General features: G+C 65.4%; 11 protein-coding genes. All 11 read right to left on the bottom strand.

Annotated elements, in window-relative coordinates:
* Positions 1–9: 9 nt before the first annotated feature.
* The 11 genes from HDG32_RS04600 to HDG32_RS04555 all read right to left on the bottom strand — a co-directional run bounded on the left by HDG32_RS04600 (position 10) and on the right by HDG32_RS04555 (position 11,736).
* Complete coding sequence (locus HDG32_RS04600) at positions 10–1,161, bottom strand: C40 family peptidase (protein ID WP_184063764.1); 1,152 nt, start codon at positions 1,159–1,161, stop codon at positions 10–12.
* A gap of 212 nt (positions 1,162–1,373) precedes the next feature.
* Positions 1,374–3,221: a PhoH family protein gene (locus HDG32_RS04595; protein WP_184063761.1), complete on the bottom strand. Its 1,848-nt coding sequence runs from the start codon at positions 3,219–3,221 to the stop codon at positions 1,374–1,376.
* Positions 3,222–3,324: 103 nt separating this feature from the next.
* On the bottom strand, positions 3,325–3,459 hold the full coding sequence (locus HDG32_RS36160) for a hypothetical protein (RefSeq protein ID WP_260321379.1): 135 nt from the start codon (positions 3,457–3,459) through the stop codon (positions 3,325–3,327).
* A gap of 117 nt (positions 3,460–3,576) precedes the next feature.
* On the bottom strand, positions 3,577–4,038 hold the full coding sequence (locus HDG32_RS04590) for a peroxiredoxin (protein WP_184063758.1): 462 nt from the start codon (positions 4,036–4,038) through the stop codon (positions 3,577–3,579).
* Positions 4,039–4,235: 197 nt separating this feature from the next.
* Positions 4,236–5,129, bottom strand: a complete 894-nt coding sequence (locus tag HDG32_RS04585; RefSeq protein ID WP_184029077.1) for a polysaccharide deacetylase family protein — start codon at positions 5,127–5,129, stop codon at positions 4,236–4,238.
* Positions 5,130–5,139: 10 nt separating this feature from the next.
* A complete protein-coding gene (locus HDG32_RS04580) occupies positions 5,140–6,186 on the bottom strand; it encodes a bifunctional UDP-4-keto-pentose/UDP-xylose synthase (RefSeq protein WP_184063756.1) in 1,047 nt (348 codons plus the stop codon).
* On the bottom strand, positions 6,183–7,112 hold the full coding sequence (locus HDG32_RS04575; RefSeq protein WP_184063753.1) for a formyltransferase: 930 nt from the start codon (positions 7,110–7,112) through the stop codon (positions 6,183–6,185). The genes HDG32_RS04580 and HDG32_RS04575 overlap by 4 nt, the downstream gene beginning before the upstream one ends.
* Entirely contained in the window at positions 7,109–8,152 is a 1,044-nt protein-coding gene (locus HDG32_RS04570) for a glycosyltransferase (protein WP_184063750.1), read from the bottom strand. Before HDG32_RS04570 ends, HDG32_RS04575 begins: the two co-directional genes overlap by 4 nt.
* Positions 8,153–8,158: 6 nt before the next feature.
* Entirely contained in the window at positions 8,159–9,310 is a 1,152-nt protein-coding gene (locus HDG32_RS04565) for a DegT/DnrJ/EryC1/StrS aminotransferase family protein (RefSeq protein WP_184063747.1), read from the bottom strand.
* A gap of 176 nt (positions 9,311–9,486) precedes the next feature.
* Positions 9,487–9,858 carry an SMR family transporter gene (locus tag HDG32_RS04560; protein ID WP_013089326.1) on the bottom strand — a complete coding sequence of 124 codons (372 nt, stop codon included), beginning with the start codon at positions 9,856–9,858 and terminating at the stop codon, positions 9,487–9,489.
* A gap of 24 nt (positions 9,859–9,882) precedes the next feature.
* Positions 9,883–11,736 carry a glycosyltransferase family 39 protein gene (locus HDG32_RS04555; RefSeq protein WP_184063744.1) on the bottom strand — a complete coding sequence of 618 codons (1,854 nt, stop codon included), beginning with the start codon at positions 11,734–11,736 and terminating at the stop codon, positions 9,883–9,885.
* Positions 11,737–11,776 lie beyond the last annotated feature (40 nt).

The following is an 11,776-nucleotide window of genomic DNA, read 5'->3' as shown; positions in this document are numbered from 1 at the left end:
ATCACGGCGTCAGAAGTTGCCGTTCGCGAAACGGGCGATCGGGTCGTCGCTGCTTTGCGTGGGTGCGGGCACGCCGTGGGAAGCCGTCGACGCACGCATGAGCTGCACGGATCCAGTGCCTTCGGTCTGCTGCATCTGCCGCGCCTGGCGTTCCGCGATGGAGGCGGGTGGCGGCGGTTCGAATGCATCGGCGGCGGCGTCGATCGGGTCGGGTGAAGGTTGGGCAAGGGTGCGGGCGGTCGTCGCGGACTGCATCGGTTGAGCGGGCGAACGAGCGCCGCTTTCAAACGTGCTCGCCTGAGCCGCGGGGACCATCGTCGCTGCCACGGCGCCCGCTGAGCGTGCCTGCAGCTGCGCGGCGCCGAGGCCCGACGGCGGCGGCTCGAATTGATCGGCTTGCACGACGGACGTGCCGCCGCCTGCACGGGTCGCCGGCGTCGCGCTCGCGACCGGCCGGGCCGTTGCCATCGACGCCGGGCTGGACAGCGCCGTCGGGCCCGCGTAGGTCGACGCTGCCGGAACTGCCACGGTTGTTGCCGTGCCCGTCGCCGCGACCGCAGCACCTCGCTCGGTTTGCGGCGCCGCAGCCTGATAGCTCGGCGTATCGAACGGCGCCGGCGTTGCCGCCGGTCCCGCCATCCGGCGGATGCCGTCGAAGCGCTTCGCCCAGTAGGGATTGGTCAGATAGTCGAGCCGCACGGTGCCGCCCGTCGATGGCGCGTTGACGAAGCGCAGCTTGCCCACGTAGATGCCGACGTGCGAATGCGCGCGCCCGGTCGTGTTGAAAAAGATCAGATCGCCCGGCGCGATTTCGTCCGGTTCGATCGACTCGCCGCGCCCGCTCATCTCGGCCGTCGTGCGCGGCAGGTTCACCGACGCCGCGCGCAGCACGACGTACCGCACGAGCCCGCTGCAATCGAAGCCGCTGTCGGGCGTATTGCCGCCCCACCGGTAGGGCACGCCGACGAGACTCATCGCCTGGATGGAGATTTCCTCGCGGCCGATGCTGTGATCGACGAAGTGGGGAAAGCCGGGCGGCGGCGCGCGATAGGCGCCGTTCGCGACGACGCTGCCGCCTGACCCGCGCGACGTCTTCTGCGGCGCGCCGGCACAGGCGGCGAGCAGCAGGACGGGCAGCAGCGATAAGGCGAGTCGGCGCATGAAGACGGCACGGGCGGTAAGCGCCCATTTACTCACTGAGGATGTCGGGATGGTAGCCGCCCAACAAGGCTGCGGCAAGAATTGTTGATAAATTACTTGAAGTTTGTGCGCTAAGTGTTGCCTGCGTGGAACGTCGACGCAACAAAAAAAGCCGCGTCCGGAACGAACCGGACGCGGCCTGCGATCAAACGCCGGAAAAAAACGGCAAACCTCTAGAGAATCTCCGACGCGTAGTCAGCGAGGCGCGAGCGCTCGCCGCGCGCGAGCGTTACGTGTCCGCTGTGCGCCCAGCCCTTGAAGCGATCGACCACATAGGTCAGGCCCGAACTGCCCTCGGTCAGGTAAGGCGTATCGATCTGCGCGATGTTGCCAAGGCAGATGATCTTCGTGCCCGGACCCGCGCGCGTGACGAGCGTCTTCATCTGCTTCGGCGTCAGGTTCTGCGCCTCGTCGATGATCAGATACTTGTCGACGAACGTGCGGCCGCGCATGAAGTTCATGCTCTTGATCTTCAGGCGCGAGCGGATCAGCTCCTGGGTGGCGGCGCGGCCCCATTCGCCGGCGGCGTCGTCGGTTTTCTGCAGCACTTCGAGGTTGTCGTCGAACGCGCCCATCCACGGCTGCATCTTTTCCTCTTCGGTGCCCGGCAGAAAGCCGATGTCTTCGCCGACCGGGACCGTCGCGCGCGTCACGATGATCTCGTTGTAGCGCTTGTCGTCGAGCACCTGCGCGAGACCCGCCGCGAGTGCGACCAGCGTCTTGCCGGTGCCGGCCTGGCCGAGCAGCGTGACGAAGTCGATGTCCGGATTCATCAGCAGGTTCAGCGCGAAGTTCTGCTCGCGATTGCGCGCCGTGATGCCCCACACGTTGTTCTTGTGGTGGCCATAGTCACGCAGCGTTTGCAGCAGCGCGGTCTTGCCGTTCAGTTCGCGCACCAGCGCATGAAATGCGGGCTCGCCGTTCTGCGGCTCCAGATAAACGAACTCGTTGACCAGCATCGATGCGCACAGCGGACCCGTCACGCGGTAGTACGTGGTGCCGGTTTTCGTGTCCTGCCAGCTTTCCATGCCCTTCGCGTGCCTGGTCCAGAAGTCTTGCGGCAGCGCGCGGATGCCCGTGTACAGCAGGTCGCTGTCCTCGAGCACCTGGTCGTTGAAGTAGTCTTCGGCGGGCAGACCGAGCGCATGCGCCTTGATGCGCATGTTGATGTCTTTCGACACCAGCACGACCTGGCGATCCGCGCGATCGCGCTGCAGCGCGCGCACGACGCCGAGGATCTGGTTGTCGGCCTTGCCTTCGGGCAGACCTTCGACCGGCTCGATCGCGGTCAGCCGGGTCTGGAAGTACAGCCGCCCGGACGCCTCGCGGCTGCCCAGACGCGCGAGCGAAATGCCGTCGGCCATGTCGCCCGCGTTCGCGACGAGCGCGTCGAGCGTGCGGCTCACCTGACGCGCGTTACGCGCGACTTCCGACATTCCCTTCTTGTGGTTGTCGAGCTCTTCCAACGTCATCATCGGCAGATAGACGTCGTGCTCCTCGAAGCGGAACAGGCAGCTCGGATCGTGCATCAGCACGTTGGTGTCGAGCACGAAAAGCTTCTGCACCTCGGCTGGCGTGGCGCCCGTGCCACGTTTCTTGCGCGTGGCGGCAGGGCTCGCTGCGGCGGGCGCGGCGGCTGTTTCGTCCGTGCGCTGCTTCGCGGCAGGCGCGCGTGCGACGATCGTCTGCGCTTCGGCCGCGTCGGCTTCGAGCTGCGCTCGCGCGGACGGAACCGGCTGCAACAGCGCGGCGGTCTGCCTGGTCTTGCGGCCGCGCGCGGGCGCGGGTTGCGCGGCGGGCGGCGACTCGACGGCGGGCACGGGCCACAACGTGGTGGCGGCGTTGGCAGCGTGCGCCATCGGTGTGGCGACATTGACGCGGCCGTAATCGGCCGACTCTGCGGATTCCCCTTCACGCGCCTGTTTTTTCGCGGTGGAGCGCGCGGGCGTGACGGCTTTGGCCTTGTATTCGTCAGGCGACAAAAGATTGCCGAGCTTGTTGGGGGGAGTAGGCAAAGGCATGGTTTCCCTCGGAATGATCGGGTCACATATCGTGCGCCGCCCGTCGCATTCTGACGATGCCCTCATGGGACATCGAGTTTGCGCAAGGAGGCGCGCATTCGGTCTAGAGATGCCGGTTCGCCTGGTTTTCGATAGGCTCCTTGACGGAAGCGCGTGAACCAATGAACGAACGGTCGCGCGCAATTAAAAAAGCCGCCGCCCCGGCATTCGGGGCAAGCGGCTCGACGATGATGCTCACGTTGCGCCTCACGCTCCGCACGGCACCGGTGGATCCGGTCAGGCGGCCGTCAGGGCTGGCGCAGCGGAGAACAATGTGGGGTGGACAGGCACTCATTGCGGGCCAATATAACGCGCATCAAAGCGCTTGTACAGCCTCCAGAATGTCGTCGACGTGGCCCGGCACTTTAACGCCGCGCCACTCCCGGCGCAGCACGCCATCGGCGTCGATGAGGAACGTGGAGCGCTCGATGCCCCGTACCTCTTTGCCATACATTTTCTTCATTTTGATGACGGCGAAGAGGGCGCACAGCGTTTCTTCCGGGTCGGAAATCAGCGGGAAGGGTAGTTCGAGCTTAGCCTTGAAGTTGTCATGCGAACGCAGGCTGTCGCGCGACACGCCGATTACTTCCGCGCCGGCTTTCTTGAACTTCGGATACAGATCGCGGAACTGCAACCCTTCGGTCGTGCAGCCCGGCGTGTTGTCCTTCGGATAGAAATACAGCACCACCTTCTTGCCCCGCAGCTTTGACAGCGTAATTTCGCCGCCCGTCGCGGCGGCGGTGAAGTCGGGGATGGGTTGGTCGACTGCGATGGACACGAGGTTCTCCGGTTATTGGGGCTGGCGTCGCTAGGTGCCGCGGCGTCGGCCGGTCTGTCGTCGAGGTTGTTGTTGTTCGGGAATACGGTCGGCGCGCGGTCGTCCGATCGTCAGACCCGGCAAGGAAGCGGGCAACAGGCGGGCAACGGGCGGGTAACAAGCGGCGCGCCTTCTAACGACTCCCGCGTCGCGGGCCTTCAGGGCTGGACGATCAGTTCGCCGGAGCGTCCCGGAATCTCGCCCCACGCGACAGGGTACGATGGCAGCGTGTCGCGGTCTAGCGTGGCGTAGTAATCGCCCATCGTCGCGAACGTGTGGCCCTGGGCGCGCCAGCCTTCGAGCAACTGTTCGAAAACCGGCGCGAGTTTCTGTCCTTCGAGTTCCGCGTGCAGCGTGAACACCTGGTCGTGCGGATTTTTTTCAGTTTGTTTCAGCATCCACGCGGCGACGTTGTGCGTATCGACACCATCGACACCGAGCACTTCGTCGAGCGTCGGGAGCGTGGTCGGCATCTGCACGTGCTTCAGCGTCCTGCCGTCGACCACCGGCAGATATGGCGAGTGGCCGCGGCCGTCGGAAGCGTAGCGCATGCCCCACGCGTCGATCTGCTCGAACGCGTGGCCGTTCATCTGCCAGCCCGCGGCCCCGTGCGTGACGGGCGGCGCGCCGAATATCTCGATGAACCGCGCGTGGCTCCGCTGCATCTGCGCGACGGTCCACGCGCGATCTTTGGCGCGCACGTTGTCCTGCCAATACACGTGATCCCACGTATGGATGCCGCACTCGAAGCCGGCTTCGTGGATCGCGCGCATCTCGGCCGCGGCCTTCGCGCCGATGTCCGGACCGGGTAGCAGCACGCCGTACATCAACTGCCTGACGCCGTAATGCTCGACCACCGACGTGCGCGACACCTTCTTCAGAAAGCCCGGCCGCAGCACGCGGCGCATCGCCCAACCGGTGTGGTCGGGCCCGAGGCTGAACAGGAAGGTGGCGCGCGCCTTGAAGCGGTCGAAGATGCGCGCGAGATTCGGCACGCCTTCGCGGGTGCCGCGCAGCGTGTCGACGTCGATCTTCAGGACGATGCGAGCCAAGGACGCGCCCTTATTGCTGTTCGACGAGTGCGCGGGCTTCCGCGACGTGGCCGCGATACGCTTCGAAAATCTTGCGCAGCGCTTCGTCGAAAGTCGACGTGGGTGCCCAGCTGAGTTCCTGCTTCGTATTGTCGATCTTCGGCACGCGGTTCTGCACGTCCTGATAGCCGTTGCCGTAGTACGCGCCCGACGACGTTTCGACCAGTTGCACCTTCCTGGCCGAGTCCGCGTATTCGGGGAATTCGGCCGCGAGTGCCAGCATCTTGTGCGCGAGCTCACGCACCGAGAAGTTGTTGATCGGGTTGCCGATGTTGTAGATCTTGCCGGTGGCGACGCCGTTCCTGTTCTCGATGATCTTCATCAGCGCGCTGATGCCGTCGTCGATGTCCGTGAACGCGCGCTTCTGCGCGCCGCCATCGACGAGGCTGATGTTCTCGCCGCGCACGATGTGGCCGAGGAACTGCGTGACCACGCGGGAGCTACCTTCCTTCGGCGTGTAGATCGAGTCGAGGCCCGGGCCGATCCAGTTGAACGGACGGAACAGCGTGAAGTTCAGGCCTTCCATGCCGTAGCCCCAGATCACGCGGTCCATCAGCTGCTTCGAGCACGCGTAGATCCAGCGCGGCTTGTTGATCGGGCCGTACGACAGCTGCGATTCTTCCGGATCGAACTGCTCGTCCGTGCACATGCCGTAGACCTCGGAGGTCGACGGAAACACCAGATGCTTGCCGTACTTGACGGCTGAACGCACGATCGGCAGGTTCGCCTCGAAGTCGAGTTCGAACACGCGCAGCGGCTGCTTCACATACGTTGCGGGCGTGGCGATCGCGACGAGCGGCAGAATCACATCGCACTTCTTGACGTGATATTCGACCCATTCCTTGTTGATCGTGATGTCGCCTTCGAAGAAGTGCATCCGCTCATGATTGACGAGGTCGCCGAGACGTTCGGTCTGCATGTCCATCCCGAACACTTCCCAGTCGGTGGTTTCGAGAATGCGTTTGGACAGGTGATGGCCGATGAAGCCATTCACACCCAGAATCAGGACTTTTTTCATGAATGAGATTGGATGAGCTGGGCGAATTCCGCCGGACTGACGGCAGACTCGCCGCCGTCGTGCTGGTGCCGCAATTCGTGGATGTTGATCGCGCGGCCGTCGCCGCAGATCGCGAAAACGGCATTATCGCTTACGTGCAGGCCCGGGGGCAAATCCGAGCGGAGCGCGCCGGGCGCGGCCAGACGCGCGCGCGCGACGATGAAACGGCGCCCGTTCAGCTCGGTGAACGCGCCCGGATACGGCGGCGCGACCGCGCGGATCAGGTTGTAGACCTGTTGAGCGGACTGATTCCAGTCGATGCGGCCGTCTTCCGGTTTGCGCCCGCCGTAGTAGCTGCCATGCGCGAGATCGTTCGGCAGATGCGGCGCCTCGCCCGCGAGCAGTGCCGGCAGCACGCGCCACAGCGTTTGCTCGGCGGCGACCGTGACCTTGTCGAAGACCTGCGCGGCGGTGTCGTCGGGCAGGATCGGCACCGGTGTTTGCGCAAGGATCGCGCCGGCGTCGGGCTTCGCGGCCATTTCGTGCAGCGTTGCGCCGGTTTCGCTTTCGCCGTTGAGCACCGCCCAGTTGGTCGGCACGCGTCCACGATACTTCGGCAACAGCGAGCCGTGCATGTTGTAAGCGCCCCGTGCGGCGATCGCGAGCAGGTCGAGCGGTAACATGTGGCGGTAGTAGAACGAGAAGATGAAGTCCGGCCGCGCGGCGCTCACCGCGGCGCGCAGTTCGGGGCTCTTCGGATCGGCCGGCGTGACGACGGCAATGCCGTGCCCGGCTGCCACCGATGCGACGCTGCCGAACCAGATGTTCTCGCTCGGGTTGTCTTCGTGGGTCACGACGAGCGCGACCTCGACGCCGCGCGCGAGCAGCACCTGCAGGCAGCGCACGCCGACGTTGTGATACGCGAATACGACGGCGCGCGGCTTCATGGATGGTGTCCCTGGTCGGCGACCGGCACCGGCTGCACGCCTTGCACGACGGTCTGACGCGGCGCTTCGGCGACGGCCCCGCCGTCGCGTTGCTCGAGAATGGTCTGCACCAGATAACGCGGCCGCGCACGCACCTGCTGATAGATCCGGCCGATGTATTCACCGAGCAGGCCGAGCGCGAAGATGATCACGCCGAGCAGGAAGAACGTGATGGCGAACAGCGTGAACACACCTTGCACTTCCGCGCCGATGATGAAACGGCGAATCAGCAGCAGGACGAACAGCGCCGCAGACCCTAGCGACAGGATCACGCCGATGAACGACAGCCATTGCAGCGGCACTACCGAGAAGCCGGTGACGAGGTCGAAATTCAGACGGATCAGCGAGTACAGCGAGTACTTCGACTCACCGGCGAAGCGTTCCTCGTGCGCGACCTCGATTTCCACCGGATTCTGCGCGAACGTGTACGCGAGCGCCGGGATGAACGTGTTGATTTCGCCGCAGCGGTTGATCGTATCGACGATATGGCGGCTGTAGGCGCGCAGCATGCAGCCCTGGTCGGTCATCTTGATGCGCGTGATGCGCTCGCGCAGATGATTCATCGCGCGCGACGCCTTGCGGCGCCACAGGCTGTCCTGGCGCTGCCGACGGATCGTGCCGACGTAGTCGAAACCTTCGCGCATCTTCGCGACGAGCTTGCCGATTTCCTCGGGCGGATTCTGCAGGTCGGCGTCGAGCGTGATCACGATGTCGCCGCGCGACTGCTCGAAGCCAGCGAGAATCGCCATGTGCTGGCCGTAGTTGCCGTTCAGCAGGATCACGCGCGTGGTGTCGGGGCGCGCGCGGAACTGCCCGGCGAGCAGCGCCGCGGATTTGTCGCGGCTGCCGTCGTTGATGAAGATCGCTTCATAACCGGTGCCGAGCGCGTCGAGCGCCGGATAGAGGCGCGCGAACAGCGCGGCCAGTCCGGCTTCCTCGTTATACACCGGAATGATGATCGACACTTCCGGTGCGACGGCGCGATGTTCCGAATAAGTCATGTCCGCTTATTTTCCGTAGTGTTCGCAAATTTCGTTGACCGCGCGGCACACGCGCTCGACGTCGCCTTCGTTCATCAGCGTGAAGAGTGGCAGCGTGACGGTGGTGGCGCCGAAGCGCTCCGCGTGCGGGAACATGCCTTCCCTGAAGCCGCGCGCGCGGTACAGGGAAAACAGGTGCAGCGCCGGGTAGTGCACGCCCGAGCCGATGCCGCGCTCCTTCAGCTCGCCCATGAAGCCGGCGCGGTCGATCGACAGTTTTTCGAGCGGCAGCGTGATCTGGAACATGTGCCAGTTGCTGTTTTCGAAGTCCGCGGGCGGCAGGCCGACGCCGAGCCGAAGGGCCGCGCCGCCTTCGAGTTGCGCGAAGTACGCGCGCACGAGCTTCTTGCGCTGCGCGATGAAGCGCTCGAGATGCGGCAGCTGGCCGAGGCCGACACGCGCGGCGACGTCGGTCAGGTTGTACTTGCCGCCGAGCACGTCGCAGTCCATGCCGTCGAAGCCGGTGCGCGTGATGCCCTGCAGCCGGTACTTCTGCGCGAGCACCGCTTCTTCCTCGTTGTTCAGCACCAGCGCGCCGCCTTCGACCGAGGTCAGGTTCTTGTTCGCGTGGAAGCTGAACGACACGATGTCGCCGAGCTTGCCGATGCGCTCGCCGTTCCAGGTGGAGCCGAATGCCTGCGCGGCGTCTTCGATCACGCGCAGCTCGTGCGCGCGGGCGATCCCGTACAGACGGTCCATGTCGACCGGCAGGCCCGACAGGAACACCGGCAGCAACGCCTTGGTGCGCGGCGTGATCGCTTTTTCGAGCAGGTCGAGATCGATGTTGCGCGTGATCGGGTCGATGTCGGCGAACACTGGCGTCGCGCCGGTTTCGAGGATCACGTTGCAGGTCGACACCCAGGTGGCCGGCGTCGTGATCACTTCGTCGCCGGGGCCGACGCCGGCGATGCGCAGGCCGATTTCGAGCGTCGCGGTACCGGAATTGAAGGTGCGCACCGGGCGGCCGCCGCAGAACTCGGACAGCGCGGCCTCGAACTTCTGGTTCTGCGGGCCGGTGGTGATCCAGCCGGAACGCAGCACGTCGGCGACGCCCTGGATCGTTTCCTCGTCGATCTCGGGTTTGACAAACGGCAAAAACGGGACTTGTGACTGGCTCATGAATGCATCGCTCGATTGAAAGGGGCGCCGCCCGACGGGCGCGAAGTAAACCACAAACTACCCGCAAACCCAAGGCCGCGGCTTAAAAAACGCAACCGCACAGCTTACCGCGGCCTACCTTACGTCACGCTTAGGCGGCGCGTGTGCCGCGCCGGTTCCTACGCGGGGCGCCGCGCCTAGCTGCGCGCGAGCACGACCACGCCGACGAGAATGATGCCGATGCCGACCAGCTTCTGCACCGACATCACTTCGCCGAACAGGTACCACGCGGCGATCGCGTTGACGACGTAGCCCAGTGACAGCATCGGATAGGCGATCGACACGTCCACGCGCGAGAGCCCGATGATCCACACCGCCACGCTGATCACGTAGCAGGCGAGTCCGCCGATGATCGGCGGCTGGGTTGCCAGCTTGAAGCCGATGGGCAGGATGTTCGCACGGGTGAATTCGAAGTGTCCAACGGCATTCGTGCCGGCCTTGAGCAGCAGCTGCGCGCCGGCATTCAGCGTGACGCCGGCCAGGATGCAGAACAGGGAAATCGGGTTCATCGAACGGTCTGGTTCTCGAAAGGGTTAGGGCTTTGCCGCGGGCGTGGAGACGGGGGCCGGCGTGGCCGATGCCGCGGGCCTCACTTCCACGACTGCCGAGGCGGCGTTAGCGGGGGTAGCGGGGGTAGCGGGCGCTGCTGCTGCCGCTGCGGCCGGGGCGGCGGCGGGAGCCGCGTCGGCGAGCGGCTTCATCACCACCACGCGGCGCGGATCGCGCGCGATCACCTGCATCGGCACGCCTTGCTTGACGAGGCGGTCGTAGGTCGGCGGCGGGATCAGCGCGAGCGCGTAGCGATCGGCCTTCCAGCGCTCGATCCACGCGTCGACCGTCGGCACCCATTTTTGCGGCTCGACGGACACGCCGAATGCGAGCTCGTCCGGGTGCGCGACCATGATCATCGTGTGGCCGATGTAGAACGGCAGCGTGTGGTCGAGCACGCCGACCGAGTAGAACGGCGTGTCGGGCGGCAGCTTCGCGAGCTCGGCCTTGATCGCGGGCGCGAGCGGCGCGCCGGAACTCAGGCGCCCGAACACGTCGTGGCCGGTGCCCGCGATGGTGCCGAGCAGCAGCCAGCCCGCGCCGAACGCGGCGAGGCTGCCGAGACCGACTCGCGCGTTGGCGCCCACGCCGCCCTGGCCGCGGCGGTTCAGCCACAGCGCGAACAGCGTGAGCACGAACGCGACGGCTAGCGCGGCGAGCACCCACACGCGGTATTCGGCATACAGCTCGGCTGGATTGCGCGCGGTGCCGAAGCGCGGCAGGAACAGCGCCGCAAACGCGGCGACCACGAAAAACAGCGCGTAGCCCGCCAGATGCCGGCGCAGCTGCTCGCGCGTGACGAGCGGCAGATACATGCCGATCAGCATCGCGATCGGCGGCGCGATCGGCAGCGTGTAGGACAGCAGCTTCGAGTGCGACGCGCTGAAGAACAGGAAAATGAAGACGATCCACGTGAGCATCAGCGTGACCGGCGCGAAGCCGTTCGGCTGACGCGGCTGGCGCCACGCGTGGCGCACGCTTTGCACGGTTACCGACAGCCACGGCAGGAAGCCCACCAGCAGTACTGGCACGAAGTAGTAGAACGCGCCGGGGCGATTCTGCTCGGGCGTCAGATAGCGCTTGAACTGCTGAACGACGAAGAAGAAGTTCAGGAATTCCGGATTGCGCTGCTGCACGAGGACGAACCACGGCGTCACGATCGCGAAAAAAACGATCAGCCCGCTCACCAGATGCAGACGCTTCCACAGCGCCCAATCGCGCGCGATCAGCGTGTAGAGCACCAGCACCGCGCCCGGCAGGATCAGCCCGACCAGGCCCTTGGAGAGCACCGCCAGCGCCATCGACGCCCAGCACACCCACATCCAGCCGCGCACGCATGGGGGCCGCAGATTCGGGCGCTGGGCGAGCAGCAGCGCGCACAGCGTGAGCGCCATCCAGAGCGACAGGCCCATGTCGAGCGTATTGAAGTGGCCCATCAGGTTCCAGTACGGCGAACAGGCGAGCACGAGTGCCGCGAACACGCCGGTCGCCGCGTTGAACACGCGGGCGCCGGTAAAGCCGATCAGCAGCACGCCGGCGAAGCCCGTCAGCGCGGTATAGAGGCGCGCCTGCCATTCGCCGATGCCGAACCACGCGAACGTCAGCGCGTTCGCCCAGGTTTGCAGCGGCGGCTTCTCGAAGTACTTGTAGGCGTTGTAGCGCGGCGTGATCCAGTCGCCGGTCAGGAACATTTCGCGCGCCATTTCGGCGTAGCGGCCTTCGTCGCTCGGCAGCAGATGGCGCCAGCCGAGCGGCACGAACCAGATCACGGCGAGAACCAGCACCAGCAACAGGATCGCGGTGCGATTGAGCGGTAGCCTCGACGGCGTATCGTTCATGAAATATCAACCCTTCTTGTTATCGACGGCGCGCGCACGG

It is taken from the genome of Paraburkholderia sp. CI2 (genome assembly GCF_014201055.1).
GTDB classification, from domain to species: domain Bacteria; phylum Pseudomonadota; class Gammaproteobacteria; order Burkholderiales; family Burkholderiaceae; genus Paraburkholderia; species Paraburkholderia tuberum.
Note: the sequence above shows the minus strand (reverse complement) of the source record. Positions and strands in the feature narration are given on the sequence as shown.